This is a genomic window from Bacillus sp. 22446 (assembly GCF_052044955.1).
Classification (GTDB): domain Bacteria; phylum Bacillota; class Bacilli; order Bacillales; family Bacillaceae; genus Bacillus; species Bacillus altitudinis.
The window spans coordinates 69,092-89,218 of the sequence record NZ_JBQEOD010000008.1; the positions used below are offsets into that span (position 1 = coordinate 69,092).

Below are 20,127 nucleotides of genomic sequence, written 5' to 3' on the forward strand. Positions count from 1 at the left end.
CGTACATTATAATTATACCGGTACAATTTATCAATACATATATAATTTGAGTTTGCATATCAAAGAGAAATCGGGATGTGCTATAATACAAAGACAATAAATCGTGAAAACAAAGAGGAATGGCTATGTTAAAGTATCAACAAATTGCGAGCGATATTGAAAAATATATTGTCACACATGAGCTGCAGCAAGGAGACAAACTCCCTGTGCTTGAGACGCTCATGAATCAATTTGCTGTGAGCAAAAGTACAATTATCAAATCATTAGATTTACTCGAAAGAAAAGGGATTGTCTATCAGGTGAGGGGCAGCGGCATCTTTGTGAGAAGGCATAGGCGCAAAGGCTATATTAGCCTATTATCCAACCAAGGGTTTAAAAAAGATTTAGAGGAATTTCAACTGACATCAGAAGTTCTCACGTTAGATACCGTCAAACCGCCAGAAGAAGCTGCGCTGAATTTAAACATTGAACTAGATGAGGATGTTTTCTACCTTAAACGCATTCGTTACATCAATGGACAAACTTTATGTTTAGAAGAGTCCTATTACCGGAAAACCATTATTCCTTACCTCAACACAGAAATTGCAGCCGATTCTGTATTTAAATTCATTAGTGAAGGCCTTGGTCTTAAAGTGGGCTTTTCTGACATGTACCTGCAAGTTGGCAAACTAAACGAAACTGAAGCGAAGCACCTCGGACTTAAGCAAAATGATCCTGCTCTTCGCGTCGAAACCGTCTTTCATCTCACAAACGGCCAGCCTTTCGACTTCTCGAAAATCACTTATAACTACATGCAATCCCAATTTTTTATTCAGGCGAATAATTATTATGGGTGATGGATGGAAAAAGCCCCTCATTTTTGAGGAGCTTTTTTTAATGCTGGTATCATTTGTAGTAGTTATAGTCATTGAATGTTGCGATCATATCTTCTTGTGTCCCTTTTTTCCCACGATTCGTATTAAAATATAACGTTCCGTCATCGAAATCAACAGCTTCTATCTCAAAAAGAGTAAATGCACTGCTCGTTATTCGGAAAGATAGGTCATTTCTAGTAAACAACTCTTTTGAAAAATCTTTTGTTGTTGTTCCCTTTTGCTCTTTGATCATTTGGTTGATATTTAACGGATACGTGAGAATAACACTCACATTAGAAGCCCCTGCGTTGGTATCTGGCTTAGATAAAGGGACATATAATGTTCCTTGGTAAAAAGAAATTCCTTGAAGAATGTACTTCGACACATCTACCACTGATTGATTGATCACTGCTTTTGTATAATTTAATGTAAATGTGGCCTCATACTCAAATTTCCCTGTTTGATCATTAAAATCTCCAATGAAAAAGCGATTGCCAGACCTCACAATAAATTTGTCTGCTCCAACAGAATACGTGATGCCGCTAACTGATAAATTCGTTCCCTGGTACTGAAGGACATAGGCTTTAGCCACTTTGTATGTACTTTTTTTCGTGTTTACTTGTAGCTTCACGATCTTTTTTACATACTTGACACCATCGGTCATAGGGGCTACATAAATACTAACTTGCTCATCTCCTTTTTGGGCTTTGACAGCTAAGTCATTGGCATGTCCTAAATCATAGCTAGTACTATTCGTGTCAGAGTTTTTAAGAAGCTTCACTGTTCTATTGCTTGACGAGCTGTTCATTTTAATAGAGTACAATTGTGTCATCTGGGTTGAAGTATTTATTTTTGCAGCATAAATCATGTTATTGTTACGGTCGACACACATTCCTTGCATAGAGGTGTAAAATCCAGAGCCTGACATTCCAGTATACGTTGTATATGTGTTGAAATAACCGGATTGAGCTTGAACACTAGAAGACCACATACTGCAACAAAAGATAATAGCCGTTAGGACGACATATTTTATTTTTTTCAAGATTGGCACCATCCTATGATTAGAGTTATTTCAAAAATACGAACTGAACATAAAATCGTCACCCATAAAACGAATGACGATTGTTATAGAAATCAAGTGTTACAAATTATTGGGGAAATCTACTTCTCAGCCTTAAACTTCTTTACTGTCTTACTACTCTCTGACATGCCTTTTCCTGTAACGGTAACGTAGATCTTTCCGCCCTTAGTGCCTAGTTGTTTGATGGTCACCTTCACAACCTTACCTTTAGAAACCGTTGACTGACCAATTAATTTTCCTGATTGGTTATAGATTTTAACAAGATCCTGTTTCGCTAATTGACTGACGGTGATCACGTCATTTTTCTTCTTGTTGTTGACGATGTTAATTTGGTTGCCTTTTAATGCAGAGGTTGGCTCACCCTTAAAAGAAACAGCCTGTTTGCCGCTTTCCAACATCTTGTCACTGCTTCGTGTAACAAATACTTTGCCGCTCTTAGCCCCAACTTGTTTGACGTACAATTTGACGGATGAACTGTTCGCCGGTTTTGATGTGGCAAGTAATTTACCGTTTGTTGAGTAAACTTTGATGACGTCTTTTTTCTTAATCTTACTCACTGTAATGACGTCTTTTTTATTTTTAAGATTATTGATTTTGACCTGGTTGACTTTTAGTGCATCTGATTTTTCACCCTGATAGCGAATTGGTACTCGATTTCCCTCTTTTAGACCAGGCTCTTTCATGCTGATATAAAGCCTTCCACTTGTTTGACCCAATTGTTTCATGGAAATCGTCATGTTCGAGCTCGTTGCAGTTTGCTGAGCAATCGCTGTTCCACCAGAAGCTTGTTTAAAGATTTTAATGACGGATTGTTTTTTGATTCCTTTTATCGTTACCGTATCGTTTTTCCCTTTATTGTTCGTCACCTTCACTTGAGATGCTGCAAGAGGAGATGTGAAGATTTTTTTGACGGTTACGACTGGGAGGGAAACCTTCCTCTTCCCGCTTTGCAACGTGATCGTTACTTTAGAACCTTTTGTTAATTTTCCCGTTTTTAATTTAAAATTTTTCCCTGGGGTGATTGGAAATGGGCCATATTTCTTTTTTGTGGAACTTGTGCTGAGCTTGGACATGGCTTTTATTGTACTATTTGTAGAATCTGATTGTACTTCTACAACAGCATTAGAACCAAAGGTGCTGAAACCATTAATTGTATCACTCGAATCATCTATATCTTCTACATAAACTTTCTGTACATCTTCTTGAGATTGATCTGTTTCACTTGGGTTATCTGCCATGAACGTCTTTACTGTAATTAAGTCACCACCGATTAATTTTGAAACAGTAACATCATAGACGCCATTAGAGTCTGTCTGACCTTCTCCAATGACTTGCCCCTCTCCATTTAATACCTTTATGATACTATCTGGAGTGGCGGTTCCACTCACTGATGTTGATAACTGAGTAAACGGGTTCAATGTTGGAGCTGTCGACTTAACATAAAAGAAATCCCTTATCAAAACGTTGTCATAAGCTGGTTCAATAATTTTCACCTTGTTTCGGTCTAAAGCCTTTAGGGTTGCTTTGTCTACATTAAACTCAAAATTCCCCTCCTCATCTGCTATCATGGACTTAATAATGTCGTTTGTTTCATTGTTAGCAAAGATGATCTTTGCGTAAGGAATACCGGTCTGACCTTTTAATGATTTAGACCATTTTGTCGTAGGGCCCAGTGAAAATTTCTTAGGATTAATGATTTTTTTATATACGTCGATATTGCTGCCAGTTGTCATTTTGACTGTCAGGAATGTTCCAGCAGTTAATACAGGTGGCAGCTTTAAATGGATGGCATCATTGAATGTCCCTGACGCAATCACTTTACCATCTTGCATGACCTCAACTTTTGTGTTCTTCACTGTTTTCCCAGTTAACTCTTGAGAAGTATCATATATATCATCTAAAGAGCTAAAAGAGCCTTTGAATACATATATGTTATTTGATGCAAGTAAGGTACCGCTTTGATCATACGTATCTAAATTCAAAGTTTGACCAGCAGTCGCTTTACCAGAAAACAATTTAAAATTTCCTTTGCTATCTGCTTTTGCGTAATCGTGATATCTAGATTTCCAGTCTCTAGGAAGACCCCAATCTCCGAATGCAACGATTGCGTTAGGAATTGTCTTACCCGTCAGATAATCATCACCATATTGATAACGATCAACTGTTGTTATTGTTCCACCCTCTGCGGCACTCACATTTTCTTGTATATGAAAACTCAACATCATCATACAAAGAATAGAAGCTACTACTTTCAGGACTATTTTCATAAATATATCCTCTCTTTTCCTATTAATGTTTTTATATACAAATATTATACATTTTAACCAATATAGGTACAAGGTTTAATGTTGAGCCTAAAGACTTATATAAAATCCATATTCATAGATATAGAGAGTGATGTCGATCAATTTTTCATTTTGCATGAATCATACAAATTCATCACATCAAAAAGATTCATTTTACGAATGCATCTTACACACTTATGATGAACATAACAACATGGTTAGGGGGATTCGTCAGATGAAAGATATTAGGGTGTATCATGTCGATGCGTTTACAACTGAGAAATTTGGAGGTAATGCCGCTGGGGTGGTGTTGGATGCGGAATGGTTAACGGAGGATGAGATGCAGAATATCGCCAAGGAGTTGAACTTACCCGAGTCCGTTTTCTTGCTGCCGGCACATGATGAGAAAGCCGATTATCGAGTGAAATATTTCACTCCAACGGAAGAGGTCAATTTCTGCGGGCATGCGACGGTTGGGTTGACTTGGCTTTTAGCGACGGAGCTAGGGATGGCTAAAGAAAAATCAGGGGTTGTGTTAGAAACAAAGATCGGCCATGTTCCCGTTGTATGGCACGAAGAGAATGGCAAAGTTGTGGATGTGGAGATGACACAGGTCACGCCAAAGACGCGAGATTTTATCATCGATGTAGAAGAGCTTAGTGATATTCTCGGTATAAACAGTGACAGGATTGATCCATCCTATCCTATAAAATTAGCAAACACCGGAAACTGGCATCTTCTGGTTCCGCTGAAACACCAGAATGACATTGATCAAGCGGCACCAAACTTGGAAGCTTTAGGAAAAATGAATAAAGAGCAGGATATCACAACGACTCATCTTTATACGTTTCAATCCACAAAAGACTGTGATCTTTATACAAGGGATTTTGCACCTGGCATTGGCATACCCGAAGATCCTGTAACGGGAGCAGCCAACGGGGCATTGGCCGGATATCTTTATTTGGAAGGGATCATTTCTCAGCAAGAAACCACTCATCTACGCATTGCTCAAGGTGATGCAATCGGCAGACCAGGATTGCTTCGTATCACGGTCATTCCGAATGAAGCAAAGCCGGTCATTAAAGTAGCAGGTGCAGCGGTTATTACCATTCGTGGGGTGATCACGCTATAAATTGCTCAGCTTGAATAGAGACTCTCGTTCAAGCTGAATCTATTTAAAATGATCTTTGACCGTTTCAATCCATCTTTTAGTAGAAGGAGAGGCTGCGTTAAAAGATTTAAACGCCATATTGATTTCGCGATAAACACGGGTCTCAAGTGGAATTACGTTCGCGTGAGGCACCTGAGGCGGCAACATCAACTTTGGAATGATCGTGAGCCCAAGGCCTTCCTGAACCATAGAGATGAGCGTATTGTTGTCCCCAATCTCAAATAAAACATGGGGTTTTACGCCTTTTTCTTTGAATAATTTCTTAATGAGTTGATCACAGCCCGCTTTTGGCATAATAAATGGTTCATCTTGGAACGAAGCCACTTCCATCACCTTCTTTGTATGGAAACGATGACTCTCTTGCATGAGCACCACCAAATCATCTTGAAACAGTGGAACAGTTTCCAAATCTCTAGATGGCTGTGTTAAAAACCCAAGATCAACTGTGCCAGACGCGATCCACTCTTCAATCTCTTCATAGCCGCCTTCGTATAATTCCAATTGGATATTGGGATAACTTTTCGTAAAACGACGAATGAGCTGCGGAAGCATTTTTGAAGAAAAACTAGAGAACGTGCCGATCTTGATACTCCCCACTTCCATCCCTTGAATCAACGCCGCCTCCTGCTCAAGCAATGACGCATGATGAATGATTTGGCGAATATGCGGCATCACCCGCTCACCTGCATCTGTCAGCGACAGCCCGTTTCGATTCCGATGAAGCAGCACAATCCCAAGTTCTGACTCAAGCTTCGCCATATTGTGACTCACCCCAGACTGCGTCAGCCCAAGCTTCTCACCGGCTTTTGTAAAACTGCCGCATTCGACGACTGTTTGAAATACTTTGTATGGGAATGTCATTCGTTTGCTCACCTCACTTTAGATCTTGGCAAAACCTACTGTTAGACATGTCTGTGATTTTTCGATTTAATTGTTGTTCGACCAATTGAAAACATGCCTGCTGAATCCATAAACGTTTAAATGTATAGAGTTGTTCTTTTTCATCCCCATGCATCTCTTCATCTTTTTCTAACTGAAAATCTGTTAATTCGATTTTGTCATGAACATGCATATGAATAAAAACATGCGCATTGTGAAAATCATGCATATGCTCTACTAAAGCTGAGATATTGGTGATAAAGTCATCAAATATATCTTCTTCTAGCGTTTTCTTGAGATCTAGATGGCTGTGCACATCCATTGATATGTAATTATCTCTTTCATCCAGTTCTTCTTGAGTAGCCAGAGGGTTATCATGAATCGTTGCTTTTCTATTTAAATCTGTAATCGAGAAATAGACGATGATGTCTTTATTATCGAGAAATTCATACTCCCATATCTCTGCATCTCTTAATCTTAAAATGCGGGTGAGGTTGTCCAATTTTTTAAACCCTCCAATTAATTATTCATCGTCGTCGACGAAGACCTAGACGCTGCTTCATCCGCTTTCACACAATCAATCGCAACAACCAATGCAATCATCACAGGCTCCATCTCTTCTTTCAAAATATCCACCTTGTAGCTATCCCCCCAAGTAAACCATTCCTTCTTTACCTGACCGATCACTTCGCCGCTTTGCAGCACTTGGAAATTCATATCCCACCAGTTCCCTTGTACTTCGATACCAGCAGCATCAATTGAATATTTGGCTTTGAAGAACGTAAACTCTTTTTTGATCGTCAATACCTCTTGTCCACCGACTTCTACTAAAAACTTCGGTAAAAAGCTAAACATTTTCTTCGTAATTACAGCGATGACTTCTCGTTCTGTATTCAAAATGGTGAACGTCTTTGGCACCTTCATAAAGCTGCCTTCGACCACATATACATCATTTTCCTGTTGGTCCTTTACCGTAAACCTGCCGCTCAGACTAAATACCTTTTGCTTCATATACAGCTGCTTCATAAGTACCTCCGATTCAGTTCAAAAATTTATCCGTTCTTACCTTACCCCTGATTATACCAAAAAATAGAATGTGCAAAAAACCACCTGATAGCAGGTGGTTTTCGATTACTGGTCCATTTTCAGAGATTCTTTTTCATATGTTTGAAAAGCATCTTCCATTCCCTTGATGACTTCTTTAATTTTGACATAACCACTTGTGTAAGGAATAGAATCTCTAATCTCTTCCCACATAAAATGATAGAACTTCAGGTCATCCGTTTCACACATCACAAAATCTGTGTAATCCTTACCTGGAAGAGCTTCAGCATCAAAAAAGCGCACCGTCACATGTTCCTCATATTTCTGCATCAATTCTTGCAGCGAAGCCGCATGGGTTCTGCGCTCCTCTCGTGGTAAAGCAAGCCAAGATGGATAGAACTCTAATAAAACAACCATCATATATTTCATCATCAAGCCCCTCGATTCTTCTATGATGTGATGATTGTACGCCAGTTCTAGAGAATGTGCATTAACATAGGTTAATGTTCAGCAGGATGCAGCAGCCTGCTCAGCGAAACTGGAGAAATACCGATATATGAGGCAATATGATATTGAGCGATACGTTGATGTAACCCGGGATATTTCAATAAAAACGCCTGATATCGCTCAATTGCCGGCAAATATAGCAGTTCCCTCTCACGCTCTTCCTTTCTCGTATACAGCCTCTCTACACTCACCCGAACAAACCGCTCCCACATATGACTTCTATCCATCAACATTTGAAGCAGATCATACGGAATTTCAATCACGATAGAATCCTCCATCGCTTCAATCGAATAAGAAGAAGGCTGCCCGTTGATCATACTTGCATAAGAAGTAGCAAAATCATCTTCCAACGTAAAAGCCACGTTGTACTCCCTTCCATCCGGTAACAAATAGAAGAGACGGAAGAGCCCCGTTATGCAGAAATAAGCATGCTTCACTGGATCGCCAGCCTTGATCATGCATGTACCTGCTTTTAATTGTTTAATCGTTGTTCCATCTTTAAAGGCTTGCCAATGATTTTGTTCAATTGGATATTTCGATATTTTGGTTTTGAACGTGTCGTATAGATCAGTTATGTTGTCCATCTGTAAGTAACCTCTCTATTAATAGAAGAATTGATAAAAAATGGTTTCAGAAAACACTCAGGTTATAATGGAAATATAAGCGAAGATGAGGGGAGAAACAATGAAAAACATCACTTTTTTTGACTGGACCATCTATTTACAAGCAGACTTAACAGCGATTACCGATCATCATGAAAAGAAAATGGTTATTTTAGAGCCATCCATTGAACTAAATAGCATCATCTGGATAGACGACAACAACGAGCTACAAATCAAACCTACTTGGGATTGTGTCATTTCAATTGATCCAACCAATAAATCACTGACAATCCGGCAAACAAAAGAAGTATTCGGAGATGTGTACGAATGAAAATAGGAGGAACTATGAAGAAAACCACTTTTTATGATTGGACCGTTCACTATCCTGAACATTTAACAGCCGTCAAAGATGATACAGAAAAGAAAATGGTTTTTCTAGAACAAACGGTTGAATTTAAAGGGATTATCCGTATTGACGAGAATGATGAACTGCAAATAAAGCCGACTTGGGATTGTGTTATTATTATGAATGCAAAACAGATGTCTGTCACAGTTCGTGATGCAGAAGACTTTGTAGGGTTACCATAGAAATAAAAAAGTCTCGTTTGAGGAAAATCACTCAAATGAGACTTTTTCTGTTTTAGTCACCATAATTATTTAATAACCATTTACAAAATAAGCGATCGTCTCTAACTCATCTTCTTTTAGTTCTCTGTTCACATGTGTTTGATATTCACTCTTGATTCTCTCCTGATCTCCACCATAAAGACCAGTGTATTTCGCAATCGTTCGAAGCTTGTCTGTTTCTTGACGAAACTCCTCTTTTGTCCACGGTCTTTGATGCGAAGGAATATACGTATCCGCATCAAAAGCATCTAACTCATCTAGAAGACGCAAGATTTCTTTTACCGTATAATGTACTTTTTCTGCATACATTTTCGGATAAATGCAATCAGCAAGAAACAGGATTTTTTCCTCTTTCACATACACGATCACTGAATCTGCGGCATGATCGCCTCCAACATGCTGCACAACACAAGTGACCCCGCCAAGATCAATCTCCATCCGACGATCAAACGTGACATCCGGTAAAACCACCTGAATGTCTCGATGATTCTTATATTCTTCTTTTATCGCCTTCGCGCAAAACTCAATCTCCGTTCCTTCCCTCACCCGCTCATCAATCGCCTCATCTGACCAAGAAAACGGAAGAAGCTTCTCCATTTCTTTTCTGGTTTTTGCAGAAGCAACTGAAACCGCATGAGGCAACGCCGGTAGACCAAAAATATGATCCCAATGCCAATGCGTGAGGACCACCATATCGGGCGTGGCATTCTCGTGTTTTAAAGTTTTTTGGATAAAATAGTTCGCATGATCTTCCGAGTTGCCGGCATCGATCATTAATGTTTTGTTATTGCCTACGACCATGCCTAGGATGGGGCGGTCGGTGAGTGATACTGGTGTGATGTAGGAGAAGGTTTGGCCTATTTTTTTGATTGTGTGCATGGTGTGCATGGTGTGCCTGCTTTCTAATACTTAGATTTTATTCTCGTGGTGCGAAGGTAAACCGAATCCTATTTCTTTAATAAGTATTTGGCTAACTTTCGATCTTCTTTATCCTTTGTCTTCACAGCAATATGTTCAATCAATTCTCTTGTGGCCGCTTGCTGCGAATACGAAGGAGACCATTCTTTTAATACACTTAAAGCATGATACTGTAAATTTCCATCATCTGATCTAAGTGCAGCTTGAATCAATGGCAATCCTACACCGTCGTGTTCATATAAATCTTGCACAATATATTGTAGACAAGCCACTTCATCATCTGAGAGGTTAGATAACGATAAATGTGTTTCTGCAAATGTACAAAGCTCTCTAATATGCTGGTGATGATTTGTGTCCATCACAGCAAAGTATATTTCACTATTTGTCGGATCTTTCTCAAGTAAAGCAAATAGATGCTCAATCACATCTAAACGATAAAAGAGAGCGATTTCAAGTGCTTGGGAGCTAAAACCCTGTTGTAACGAATCGGTTGCAAGCTTTGGCCATCTACTGTCATTGATAAACGGTTGAACAGCTTCCTGGATAGCCTTATAATCGTCCTGTTTCCATGAATCATTCAATCGGTCTTCCCAAATCTCTTGTTCATCATTTAAAAACTCATTTATTTTCAATATTGGATAAAAGTCCTCAATTGTTTGGCAGTGCTTATGAGCATGGTGAATAAATCGGCAGAGAACTGAGCTTGCATTTGAATACTCATCGATTCCGTAGATAGAAACCTCATCTTCTAATAATGCTTGAATGATGAGACTCGCTCCATCGTATAATTCTTTGGAAATTTCATCTTCTGATAAAGCTGTTTCCAGATCACCATTAAGAGCACAAGTATAAGCTAAGTATTCATTCATGATTGTATTTTCGCAGCCCTTTGTTAGTAGCCATCGTTTTATTTCTGGTGTCGAGGCTTCCAATTGCTCAACAGCCGAAATCTTTCCCCATCCATCGACGGACTTTGCAAGACGCCAAACATGTTCGTTTCCTTGAATTGTGCCATTCTTCAATGCAAACACGACATAAGAAGTAAATTCTTCATGCATACCTATTGTGAATAAAAGCTCTTTGTATTTTTCACAGTTTGTACATCCCAGTATCATGACTGCAAATTTGACGACCTCCCGATGTGCCGCATGTTCAAGAAGCCATAACGCTTCTTGCTGTACACGGGATTCAGCCCATTGTGTTTGCTGAAATCGTTCAATTAGCTCACTGTTGCGACTCGCCATATTGTTAGAAATGATTTTTTCATATGTTTTTTTTCTAGTTTCGTTTGTAGGATGATTCAGTTGTATTTCAAAAAGCTTCAATAGTTTCTTCACATAAAAAGGGGCAGGTCGTTCATCTACATAATAATCAGATAAACCGGGAGCCAATCGTGGTTCATTTTCGTCAAATAAATAATCTTCATCGGGTAAACGGTCGTCTACTATTTTATGATGTGATTGAATTTGTTGTTGAATAAAGGGAACAATTCTCTCTTTATGATCCCATGGTAGAAGGTCTATCTTCATTGATTCATCTAAAACTGTTTCATGATCTACTTTCACAATACAACGAAATCGTATATACCCACCAAGTTTAACGGACACTTTGTGTTTTGTACCATCTTGAAGCTCCAATATCCCTGACAATTTTGAATAAGGGATCATATGAGTCAATAAACTTTTTCGTTGTTTTTTATCAACTGTCACACCATCAATGATTAGTTGCTCTTCTTTTATTTGGTTTGTAATTTCTATAGAATGCCCTTTATATTCAATTTTCCATGTTTTATTTATTTCTTTTTCTACATCTTTTATTACGTTATGTATTTCACGTTTAAAGTCTGCTTTGAAGCTCATGGAAGTCTCCTTTTTTCTATTTATCTATGTTAATCTGCGTTATGAATGCCTAAATTCTAAATAATAGGGTATGGAGGAATAAATAACTCTCCATACCCTTCTAATATAAAACTTTGGCGGACAATAACCCTATACATTTTTGTTGTCTTTAGAACTAAGAAATGAATGAGGGGATTGCAAATCTCAAAACATTCAATTCTCTTTTATGCAGTTTATCAAAAAAATTCACTCAAGGAGAAATACATAGCATTTTCTTTTATTTACTCACTAACTTCTTAATCAAATACCTATTCAGTTAGAGTATGGGATTGATTACCTTGCATTGAAAACTCTAATTGGTTTAATCCCCAATCATTTAAAATTCTCCACAACTCGTCAGAAATTCGATAATCTCTCTCTCGAATCTGATCAATTCCCCAATCAGTATACTGATGAGAGAGGTCTAATAATATCTGAACTTTTGTTTTCTCGTAACTCTCTTGCTTCTTTTTAAAATAACCATTACTAGCAATTATGTTCAACTTTTTCTCAAAGGGGATTTTATTCCCTATATGTTCCACTAACTCTTTTACTTCCCGATCAGCGTTAATTGGGAAATAACTCGATTGCCATTTGCGAGGAAGAATGTGTTCTATTTCCCAGTTTTCAGGCAATAAATCCTTTTGCTTTTGGTAAGCAATAATCTTTAAGATCATACGCACAGTATTTCGATGAGCAGTCCTAATTTTTGTTTTAAATTCTTGTTGATCTACAGGAGAAAAATTAAATGTTGGAGTAGACGATCTCATAATTTCTGCATTTAAATTCAAGATGCCTCGTTTTACAGCGTTTATAGTGGGTATCACAATATACCTTGATGCTAAAACAGCCAATAATTTCCTCAGGAACTTTAGGAATTGTTCTTCAAAATCTTTTGTACACCTATATTTAAGGTAATAAATCACTACGGGATACTTCCAAAATTCGTTTGGATATGATGATAATCCGTCTAGCGCCTGTTTAACTTCAATATTCTTAGACCAGTCTTCTCCTTCAATTTCAACACGATTATTGATAACAAGCCATAAGTTAGCCACTGTATGTAAATTATCCATTAACTCTTTCTTATATAGCTGTTCAAAGTTGTTTCTTGAGTAGTATTTTCTTATACCAGGAGTCGTAGTGTTTCTATCGTTCTCTAGTGCTCTTAAATAAAACATATAATAATAGAATAACTTCTGAATACTTTCTTTTGCATTTCCAGCGTCTTCTTCGAGTTGCTGCCATTCTTCAATAAAATTTGCTTTTCCTTCACTATCCAAATGATTATATATTTTCGCTTTGAAAATATCTGCATCAGATAGCGCAAGCCCTCTATCATTTAAAGTCGAGAAAATAGTTAAAGCCGTATCTTGGGAATCAGCAGTAATGGGGAGTAAAATTGCCTTGTTTAAAACATTTAGGATGAATTTATAAAACAAAAGAGGCTCATTCAAATTAAATCCATCTATTAATTTTAAAAATAGCCTGTAGTTCAATGAATAATTATCCCTCGCATCTTCCTCAATCATACCGTCAGCCAGAATGCTAAAAAATGTTTTGTTCCCCTCATCCCTTATGACCCTAGATTCAAATAGGGGTTTTTTAAAATTAACTTCTGCAGTGAGCTCATCCTGCTCCCATAGAGCTGATTCAATTTGTCTCTTGAAATTTTCCACTTCTTTCATCTGAGCCATTGAATCCAACTTCGAGTAAAGTGCACGAAGCAACAAAAATAGAGAAGTGATACGCTGTTGACCATCTATAATCTCTTGTTCATTATTCTCATTTTGGAACGAAACAATCGTTCCAAGAAAATAAGTACTTTCACTACCATTTTTCGTATACTCCACTAAATCATCAAAAAGTGTCTGGATTTGCTCAGCTGACCACGCATAGGGACGTTGATACTCAGGGATAATAAACTTGTTCACTTTCCCTGTTTCTAATAACTGTTTAACGCTCTGTTTATTCACTTCTATTGTGGTAGCCACATATATTCTCCTTTCGATACTTACACTTCATATATGTAAATTTTCATAACTAGTCAACAAATTTATCCTTTTTAATTAAGGTGCAAAAGCTTTAATATATAACCACTAACTCTAAAAGCTTTTAGATCCATTCTTTCGACATATTGGTATCTATATAATTTAAATTGGGTTTTTTACTTTTAACAAATTTATGAATAATTACTTTATATAGAATATACACCAGGTACATGAGATATAGCCTAAAACTAATGTAATGACTAAATCTTTAAAAGCTAGGCTCGTTCCTTTTTTGTGTAATGATACTCCATATAAGAGGAAGTATTTCTACAGTGAATGCCAATGCAGCTCCTAATAATGAGGGTAATAAGATAAAAGTAATAACAAATGATTTAATTATTCTCTTCTCCTTTATGAATCTGTGCAATTCATTACTAAGAATGCTATTCACCTTGGATTCCCTTATACCTCATTTATCAAATGGATATTTTATAGATAGTAGAGTTGAAATATTCATTTAAAAACCTCTTTTAAAAAATGAATTTTTCTCTCAACCTAAGAAACAAATAGCTTCTTAGCTGTTTTCCCTATAATATTTGTACCAATCCCGTCTACTGTTCCTCCAATAAAACCTCCGACTATAGGTACAACCTTACCTAAGTTAACAACACCTTTTTCTCCGAATTTAGTTACTAATCTAAAACCTACTTTTTGATTTATTGATTTAATAACTTCCCCAGATATTTTCTTTATAGCCTGTTTTGCAATTCTTTCACCTGCTTTAATTCCAACTTGTTTTAGTATATCTGATGCCGCTTGACCTGTTAAACATACAAACACAAATGTTTTTACTTGGTCATCTTTTAAATCATATCCTCGCATATGAGCGATGGCAGCAATCATTCTCATTTGTACATAAATAACTGAAGCTAGATTGGCTGGAATGGCTACTGGTAAGGTAATTGCCCCTCCTAACCCACTTAAAAATCCACTTGTTGTACATTTAACATTTTGCCAGCGAACTAGACTATTAATAGCTTTATCTGTTGAATGATGCTTGGACATAAAATTTTCGGCAAGTTCATATGCTGTATCCGTCCCTGGCAATCCATTTATAGACTTTTCATAAGCCCAATCCAACAGTTTCTCCACTTTATTCTCTATCAATTGATGATTAGCCACAATATTCCTCCCAAATATATTTCTTTCAAATGAAAAAGCTATTTTATATAGGGTAAACCTCATCTACTTATGATAAGGCTCCCCCCGCACAATCCGAAACGCCCGATAAATCTGCTCCACCAACACCAATCTCATCAACTGATGCGGGAACGTCATCCTCGAAAACGACAGTTTCTCATTCGCACGCTGCATGACAGCATCGCTTAACCCAAGGGATCCGCCTATGACAAAACACACCTTACTTTTTCCGTATGTTGCCAGCTTATCTATTGTATCGGCTAATTCTTCGGAACTTTTCATTTTTCCTTCGATGGCGAGGGCGATGACGTGGGCGTCTGGGTTGATTTTGCTTAGGATGCGTTCGCCTTCTTTGTCTTTGATGATTTTCATGTCTTGCTCGCTGAGATTCTCGGGTGCTTTTTCGTCTGCGAGCTCAATGATCTCGATTTTTGCGTATGCCTGTAATCGTTTTGTGTATTCGGCTATGCCTTGCTTTAAATATTTCTCTTTTAATTTTCCTACTGTGATAATTGATATATTCACAGGTCATCCCCACCTTAAGAACAAGTTATTCATATAAGTTATCAACAATTGTGGATAAAATTTGTGTATTTTGTGTCCGATCATTCGTTCCCCACTATATATATTGCAGGTTCATCGCACAATTCACAGGTTGTGGATAAGCTGTGTGTATGTTCGATTTTTCTGAATTCTGGCGGTGTTTCGTGATCATCTATGTACATGTCTAGTACGGTTTCTATATGTTCTGCACAAGCATAAAGTGATTTGTTCATAAGTTTCTAATTCCTCCAATATGTTGTTTGGTTATTCACATGTGTTTCGCTCATTGTTCAATATAACCGATTTATTCACATGTTAATAGTCTTTTACCATTTTCCACACCTTTTATCCACAAACCAAATAAAAAAGCCTCCACTCCTGTGAAGGCTCCTTCCTATAAAAATGGATTATAAAATCTCGTTCCTCTAACAAATGTAATCACTAGCGACACAATCAGTACCGTTCCAACAAAGATTAACGCCGCATAGTCTGCTTTTTGAAAGTCTTTCGCCGTAAACCATGTGCGCTTTTTATGCTTTCCAAACCCGCGCAATTCCATCGCATTGCTGATCGTTTCAATCCGCTCTAGGCTGGAGAAAATCAGCGGCATCACAATCGACAGCGCATTTTTAATCCGTTTTCCCAGTTTTTCATTCTTCGATAAATCAATGCCTCTTGCTTGCTGAGAAATGGCAATCGTTCGAAAATCACGCTGAATATCTGGGATGTAGCGCAGAGCAATCGCTACCGCATACGAAATCCGGTAGCTGACCCCGATTCTGCTGAGCGATGAGGCGAATTCACTTGGATTTGTTGTCACGATAAATAAAAGCGCCGCTGGCATCACGGTCACGTATTTCAGTGTAATGTTCAATTGATAGAAAAGCTGTTCAAGTGTGACATTGTACCAGCCTACAATGTGAAACAGCTCGTGCTTCGCTCCATAGATGGCGACACCTTGCTGAGGCGCAAAGACGTAAATGGCGATGTTATTGATGACAAGAAAAATCGCCAAGACAATCACTACGAAAGAGATATCACGAAATCGTACGTTTGATAGCTGAAAGAACACGATACTGGCAACTAGCATAAACACTAATACGCCTGTATCATATGTGAGCATCGCTGCGGATGACCAGAGGATAAAGCAAATGAGTTTGGTTGCCCCTGTCAGCCGGTGAATTGGCGATGGGCGATCGATATAAGACAGCATGTCTACAGCCATGTCATTCGTTCCTTTCTGTCAACCTCAATGAAGCGATCCACGAGTTCATTTGGATTCGGCCAGTCTGCTTTTAGCGCCAGTTCATACAGCGACGTTTCTTTTAAGCTCGCCTTTTGGACTAGCAGCTGATCTGTCAGCACTTTGGCTGGTGTATCATCTGCGATTTTTTCTCCATTTGAAATGACAATGGTTCTTGTTGTGTATTCGAGCATCAAATGCATATCATGGGTGATCATCAAAATCGTGACGCCCTGCTGATTTAATTGCTCTAAAAACGTCATCATCTCTGTGTAATGTCTAAAATCTTGACCGGCCGTTGGCTCATCTAAAATGATGATTTCTGGTTCTAACACAAGAATGGATGCAATGGTGACGCGCTTTTTCTGTCCAAAGCTGAGGGCTGAGATCGGCCAATTTCGAAATGGATACAGTCCGCATACTTTTAAGACTCGCTCCACTCGTTCTTTGATGTCGTCTTCCTTCACGCCTCTTAAAACGAGACCGAGTGCTACTTCATCAAAAATCATTTGTTTTGAAATCATTTGATTTGGGTTTTGCATGACGACACCGATTCGTTCGGAGCGCTGTTTGATGGTGTCTCCTGTGATGTCATCGCCATTTAAAAGGATTGTCCCTTTTGTTGGCTTTTCAAATGCGCAGAGCACCTTGGATAGTGTCGTCTTGCCTGCGCCATTGGCACCGGCGATGCTGATCATTTCTCCTTTTTTGACGGTAAAAGAGATGTTGCTCAGCGTGTTTGGTCTTGTCGGATAATCAAAGCTCAGCTCACGCACTTCTAGTAAATCCGGCGCTGCATTCTGCTCGACTGATGGCTCAGATGCTTCCATCCATTGTTCGATTTTCTCTTTTGCCTCGTCATTTAAGGTGAGATGCTGTAAATTAGCGATCTGATCTCCTGCTGCAATCGGAATTCCTGCATATTTCATCGCTCTCACATATAAAGGCTCACGTAAATACGCCGCTTCTAATACATTTGAGGCGAGCAATTCATCTGGTGTCATATCCGCTGCAATCGTGCCGTCATTGACAACGATGATGCGGTCGACATGGCGGAAGAGGACGTCTTCCAATCGATGTTCCACCATCACGACCGTTTTTTTCGTTTCTTTTTGCAGACGGTCAATGAGATCGATCACTTCTTTACCTGTTGCGGGATCAAGGCTTGCCAGTGGTTCATCAAACAGCAAAATGTCGACATCGTTGACAAGTACGCCTGCGATGGCGACACGTTGTTTTTGACCGCCTGACAGCTCATGCACGGATGATGCCAGTTTGCCGTCTACCTCTGTTAATTTTGCCGCTTTCTCGACACGTGTTTTCATTTCTTCGCGTGCGACTTGATCATTTTCTAGTGTGAACGCGATATCTTCTCCAACGGTCAGCCCGATAAATTGTCCATCAGGATCTTGCAGTACCGTTCCGACGAGCTGTGAAAGAGAGAAAATGTTCTCTTTCTCTGCATTTTTCCCGCCGATGTGAAGACTTCCTTCCATAGAACCTTTATAAGACGCAGGAACTAGCCCATTGATACAATGGGCTAGTGTGCTTTTTCCCGATCCAGACGGGCCTGCGATGAGGACTTTTTCTCCTTCATAGATGGTCAGGTTGATATCTTTCAATGTTGGTTCTGCCTGACTGCGATACTTGAATCCGAAATGTTCGAATTGAATCATCGGTTTCTTCATTTATGTGTTCCACCTTGCTTCATGATGTTTCTTTCGATAGACTGCCGCTTTTGCTTCTTGTTTTCGCATAAGCCGCAATGATGATGGTGCCTAGTACACCGACTGTGATGATGTTTGAGATTCCTGCTACGATGCCTTGAACAAACACTTTATTTGCAGGTTCTGCATAGATCACAATGTCGAGTACCGGCGCAATGACAAACCAGCCTAATGCTTGTGCGCCGGCTTGGACGGCGTTGAAGAGCGTGATTTTTTTCCAGCCAAAGTCGCCCTCTTCTACTTTTAAACGGTTCGAAATGAGGCCGATCAATAAACCAACAACACCCGAAACGATAATCCAGCTCCACCAAGGTCCAAATGTGGTGGCATCTTTAATGAGATGACCAATAAATCCAATCAATGCGCCTGCAACAGGACCAAATAGCACGGCCATTAACGCAAGGAACGCGTACGATGTTTCAATTTGTGTATTCGGAATCCCAGTTGGAATGGAGACGAAGCGTCCTAAAATGACAAAGACGGCTGCGCCAATTCCGATGGCAACGACAGTTTTCGTTGAAAGTTGTTTACCTGCCATGATGTTTCCTCCTCTTATTCGTATATAATGCGCGGAGCTTTGCGAATCGAAAGGCGCCAGCCTGTGCCTGTACCGATGTTATAAGCCTTTGCAAATGACCCTTGATTGATCGCCACGCCTAAATGATCGAGTGAATTGACATATACGAGTGGTTCGCCTACCTTTAAATCGGCAAAAGATCGTCCATAGGTCATGATATTTTTATACACATTTTTTGGCCCGTTGGCAATGGTAACTTCTATTGCATCCCCATAATTGATTGAAAGCTGTTCAAATAACGTATGATGAATGTTTGTCCATAGGTTTCCGAACCGCACATCTAAAATATCAATCGTCCCTGTGATCACTTCTTCTTCCGCATAAGCTTGTACGACTGGAAGGTGAATAATGTCCTCTATATTCGCCTTTGGCCCGACCTCTTCAAAAGAAATCACACCTGAAGCAATTCTCGCGCCTGTATAGGCGTAAATGTCTCTACCATGGAATGTATGTGATTTTCCTGACTTCGGCAGACGGTTGATGGTTTCATCTAAATACCGAGCCTCCACGATGCCAATATCCTGTGCGACATGCGTAAGTGTCCCATTATCAGGTGTGATGATGTAGTGTGAGCTTGTTGTTTTGACGACAAGGCTCTTTCGCTCTGATCCAACGCCTGGATCAACAACGGAGACAAATACCGTTTCTTCCGGCCAATATGTAACCGTCTGAAGCAAGCGATAAGACGCTTCCCAAATGTCATATTGGGGAATGTTGTGAGTTAAATCAAAAATGCGGATGCCGTTGCTCACTGTATTGGCTACGCCGTACATTGCGCTGACCGCTCCATCATCAATACCGAAATCTGATTGTAAAACCAATGCATGTTCACTCATGTTAATCTCCCTTTCATTTGAAAAAATGGTTGTGGTGTTTCACGTGGAACATTTGAACATTTGTATGAAAAAAAAGTGGACAATAAAAAATACCCCATCCTTATCTATGAATCATAAGGACGAGGTATTTGTCTCGTGGTACCACCTTTATTTACTGTTTGCTCG

Annotated in this window: 21 protein-coding genes and 1 other annotated feature (1 of these 22 running past the window's edge); of the genes, 4 read left to right on the forward strand and 17 right to left on the reverse strand. The window is 39.1% G+C overall.

What is annotated here, in order from left to right; translation table 11 throughout:
* Positions 1–125: 125 nt before the first annotated feature.
* Positions 126–836 carry a GntR family transcriptional regulator gene (locus ACTJJD_RS14860; protein WP_017368418.1) on the forward strand — a complete coding sequence of 237 codons (711 nt, stop codon included), beginning with the start codon at positions 126–128 and terminating at the stop codon, positions 834–836.
* 49 nt (positions 837–885) lie between these two features.
* Here ACTJJD_RS14860 and ACTJJD_RS14865 read toward each other — a convergent pair whose 3' ends face one another.
* Positions 886–1,908, reverse strand: a complete 1,023-nt coding sequence (locus ACTJJD_RS14865) for a hypothetical protein (protein ID WP_440608594.1) — start codon at positions 1,906–1,908, stop codon at positions 886–888.
* Between the two features lie 107 nt (positions 1,909–2,015).
* Positions 2,016–4,202, reverse strand: a complete 2,187-nt coding sequence (locus tag ACTJJD_RS14870) for an Ig-like domain-containing protein (RefSeq protein ID WP_440608595.1) — start codon at positions 4,200–4,202, stop codon at positions 2,016–2,018.
* Between the two features lie 253 nt (positions 4,203–4,455).
* On the opposite strand from ACTJJD_RS14870, the gene ACTJJD_RS14875 reads away from it, so the two are divergent.
* Entirely contained in the window at positions 4,456–5,352 is an 897-nt protein-coding gene (locus ACTJJD_RS14875; protein WP_116306573.1) for a PhzF family phenazine biosynthesis protein, read from the forward strand.
* A gap of 39 nt (positions 5,353–5,391) precedes the next feature.
* On the opposite strand, the gene ACTJJD_RS14880 is transcribed toward ACTJJD_RS14875, so the two are convergent.
* The 5 genes from ACTJJD_RS14880 to ACTJJD_RS14900 all read right to left on the reverse strand — a co-directional run bounded on the left by ACTJJD_RS14880 (position 5,392) and on the right by ACTJJD_RS14900 (position 8,405).
* Positions 5,392–6,252 carry a LysR family transcriptional regulator gene (locus ACTJJD_RS14880; protein WP_079920264.1) on the reverse strand — a complete coding sequence of 287 codons (861 nt, stop codon included), beginning with the start codon at positions 6,250–6,252 and terminating at the stop codon, positions 5,392–5,394.
* Between the two features lie 13 nt (positions 6,253–6,265).
* Complete coding sequence (locus tag ACTJJD_RS14885) at positions 6,266–6,772, reverse strand: hypothetical protein (protein ID WP_017368423.1); 507 nt, start codon at positions 6,770–6,772, stop codon at positions 6,266–6,268.
* 17 nt (positions 6,773–6,789) lie between these two features.
* Positions 6,790–7,296 carry an LURP-one-related/scramblase family protein gene (locus tag ACTJJD_RS14890; protein WP_025208303.1) on the reverse strand — a complete coding sequence of 169 codons (507 nt, stop codon included), beginning with the start codon at positions 7,294–7,296 and terminating at the stop codon, positions 6,790–6,792.
* A gap of 105 nt (positions 7,297–7,401) precedes the next feature.
* Positions 7,402–7,743 carry a darcynin family protein gene (locus ACTJJD_RS14895; protein WP_242732013.1) on the reverse strand — a complete coding sequence of 114 codons (342 nt, stop codon included), beginning with the start codon at positions 7,741–7,743 and terminating at the stop codon, positions 7,402–7,404.
* Between the two features lie 71 nt (positions 7,744–7,814).
* The gene (locus ACTJJD_RS14900) at positions 7,815–8,405 is read right to left on the reverse strand and encodes a Crp/Fnr family transcriptional regulator (protein WP_242731348.1); all 591 of its coding nucleotides are present in this window, start codon (positions 8,403–8,405) and stop codon (positions 7,815–7,817) included.
* A 100-nt stretch (positions 8,406–8,505) separates the two neighbouring features.
* Here ACTJJD_RS14900 and ACTJJD_RS14905 point away from each other — a divergent pair, with 100 nt between their 5' ends.
* Positions 8,506–8,754, forward strand: a complete 249-nt coding sequence (locus tag ACTJJD_RS14905) for a hypothetical protein (protein ID WP_025208306.1) — start codon at positions 8,506–8,508, stop codon at positions 8,752–8,754.
* 14 nt (positions 8,755–8,768) lie between these two features.
* On the forward strand, positions 8,769–9,011 hold the full coding sequence (locus tag ACTJJD_RS14910) for a hypothetical protein (protein ID WP_242731352.1): 243 nt from the start codon (positions 8,769–8,771) through the stop codon (positions 9,009–9,011).
* Positions 9,012–9,080: 69 nt separating this feature from the next.
* On the opposite strand, the gene ACTJJD_RS14915 is transcribed toward ACTJJD_RS14910, so the two are convergent.
* The 10 genes from ACTJJD_RS14915 to ACTJJD_RS14960 form a co-directional block, all read right to left on the reverse strand.
* Entirely contained in the window at positions 9,081–9,929 is an 849-nt protein-coding gene (locus ACTJJD_RS14915) for an MBL fold metallo-hydrolase (protein ID WP_242732015.1), read from the reverse strand.
* 68 nt (positions 9,930–9,997) lie between these two features.
* A complete protein-coding gene (locus ACTJJD_RS14920) occupies positions 9,998–11,827 on the reverse strand; it encodes a hypothetical protein (RefSeq protein ID WP_242731354.1) in 1,830 nt (609 codons plus the stop codon).
* A gap of 287 nt (positions 11,828–12,114) precedes the next feature.
* On the reverse strand, positions 12,115–13,839 hold the full coding sequence (locus tag ACTJJD_RS14925; RefSeq protein WP_079920274.1) for a DUF262 domain-containing protein: 1,725 nt from the start codon (positions 13,837–13,839) through the stop codon (positions 12,115–12,117).
* A 552-nt stretch (positions 13,840–14,391) separates the two neighbouring features.
* Entirely contained in the window at positions 14,392–15,018 is a 627-nt protein-coding gene (locus tag ACTJJD_RS14930; RefSeq protein ID WP_234805340.1) for an EcsC family protein, read from the reverse strand.
* A gap of 63 nt (positions 15,019–15,081) precedes the next feature.
* Positions 15,082–15,561, reverse strand: a complete 480-nt coding sequence (rlmH, locus tag ACTJJD_RS14935) for a 23S rRNA (pseudouridine(1915)-N(3))-methyltransferase RlmH (protein ID WP_041508068.1) — start codon at positions 15,559–15,561, stop codon at positions 15,082–15,084.
* 80 nt (positions 15,562–15,641) lie between these two features.
* Entirely contained in the window at positions 15,642–15,812 is a 171-nt protein-coding gene (locus ACTJJD_RS14940) for a CxxH/CxxC protein (RefSeq protein ID WP_008360116.1), read from the reverse strand.
* Between the two features lie 161 nt (positions 15,813–15,973).
* The gene (locus ACTJJD_RS14945) at positions 15,974–16,804 is read right to left on the reverse strand and encodes an energy-coupling factor transporter transmembrane component T family protein (RefSeq protein WP_440600381.1); all 831 of its coding nucleotides are present in this window, start codon (positions 16,802–16,804) and stop codon (positions 15,974–15,976) included.
* Complete coding sequence (locus ACTJJD_RS14950) at positions 16,795–18,510, reverse strand: ABC transporter ATP-binding protein (RefSeq protein WP_440608596.1); 1,716 nt, start codon at positions 18,508–18,510, stop codon at positions 16,795–16,797. Before ACTJJD_RS14950 ends, ACTJJD_RS14945 begins: the two co-directional genes overlap by 10 nt.
* Positions 18,511–18,529: 19 nt before the next feature.
* Entirely contained in the window at positions 18,530–19,087 is a 558-nt protein-coding gene (locus tag ACTJJD_RS14955) for an ECF-type riboflavin transporter substrate-binding protein (protein WP_041508071.1), read from the reverse strand.
* 14 nt (positions 19,088–19,101) lie between these two features.
* Positions 19,102–19,962 carry an SAM hydrolase/SAM-dependent halogenase family protein gene (locus ACTJJD_RS14960; protein WP_041508072.1) on the reverse strand — a complete coding sequence of 287 codons (861 nt, stop codon included), beginning with the start codon at positions 19,960–19,962 and terminating at the stop codon, positions 19,102–19,104.
* Between the two features lie 112 nt (positions 19,963–20,074).
* Positions 20,075–20,127 (reverse strand) — a binding site (T-box leader); it runs 218 nt beyond the window's last position.

What these genes read in the sequence shown, in the direction of transcription:
- ACTJJD_RS14890 (WP_025208303.1), bottom strand. Translation starts at nt 7,296, where the DNA reads ATGAAGCAGCTGTATATGAAGCAAAAGGTATTTAGTCTGAGCGGCAGG.
- ACTJJD_RS14875 (WP_116306573.1), top strand. Translation starts at nt 4,456, where the DNA reads ATGAAAGATATTAGGGTGTATCATGTCGATGCGTTTACAACTGAGAAA.
- ACTJJD_RS14920 (WP_242731354.1), bottom strand. Translation starts at nt 11,827, where the DNA reads ATGAGCTTCAAAGCAGACTTTAAACGTGAAATACATAACGTAATAAAA.
- ACTJJD_RS14960 (WP_041508072.1), bottom strand. Translation starts at nt 19,962, where the DNA reads ATGAGTGAACATGCATTGGTTTTACAATCAGATTTCGGTATTGATGAT.
- ACTJJD_RS14880 (WP_079920264.1), bottom strand. Translation starts at nt 6,252, where the DNA reads ATGACATTCCCATACAAAGTATTTCAAACAGTCGTCGAATGCGGCAGT.
- ACTJJD_RS14870 (WP_440608595.1), bottom strand. Translation starts at nt 4,202, where the DNA reads ATGAAAATAGTCCTGAAAGTAGTAGCTTCTATTCTTTGTATGATGATG.
- ACTJJD_RS14940 (WP_008360116.1), bottom strand. Translation starts at nt 15,812, where the DNA reads ATGAACAAATCACTTTATGCTTGTGCAGAACATATAGAAACCGTACTA.
- ACTJJD_RS14860 (WP_017368418.1), top strand. Translation starts at nt 126, where the DNA reads ATGTTAAAGTATCAACAAATTGCGAGCGATATTGAAAAATATATTGTC.
- ACTJJD_RS14895 (WP_242732013.1), bottom strand. Translation starts at nt 7,743, where the DNA reads ATGAAATATATGATGGTTGTTTTATTAGAGTTCTATCCATCTTGGCTT.
- ACTJJD_RS14865 (WP_440608594.1), bottom strand. Translation starts at nt 1,908, where the DNA reads ATGGTGCCAATCTTGAAAAAAATAAAATATGTCGTCCTAACGGCTATT.
- ACTJJD_RS14910 (WP_242731352.1), top strand. Translation starts at nt 8,769, where the DNA reads ATGAAGAAAACCACTTTTTATGATTGGACCGTTCACTATCCTGAACAT.
- ACTJJD_RS14900 (WP_242731348.1), bottom strand. Translation starts at nt 8,405, where the DNA reads ATGGACAACATAACTGATCTATACGACACGTTCAAAACCAAAATATCG.
- ACTJJD_RS14915 (WP_242732015.1), bottom strand. Translation starts at nt 9,929, where the DNA reads ATGCACACAATCAAAAAAATAGGCCAAACCTTCTCCTACATCACACCA.
- ACTJJD_RS14945 (WP_440600381.1), bottom strand. Translation starts at nt 16,804, where the DNA reads ATGGCTGTAGACATGCTGTCTTATATCGATCGCCCATCGCCAATTCAC.
- ACTJJD_RS14905 (WP_025208306.1), top strand. Translation starts at nt 8,506, where the DNA reads ATGAAAAACATCACTTTTTTTGACTGGACCATCTATTTACAAGCAGAC.
- ACTJJD_RS14950 (WP_440608596.1), bottom strand. Translation starts at nt 18,510, where the DNA reads ATGAAGAAACCGATGATTCAATTCGAACATTTCGGATTCAAGTATCGC.
- ACTJJD_RS14955 (WP_041508071.1), bottom strand. Translation starts at nt 19,087, where the DNA reads ATGGCAGGTAAACAACTTTCAACGAAAACTGTCGTTGCCATCGGAATT.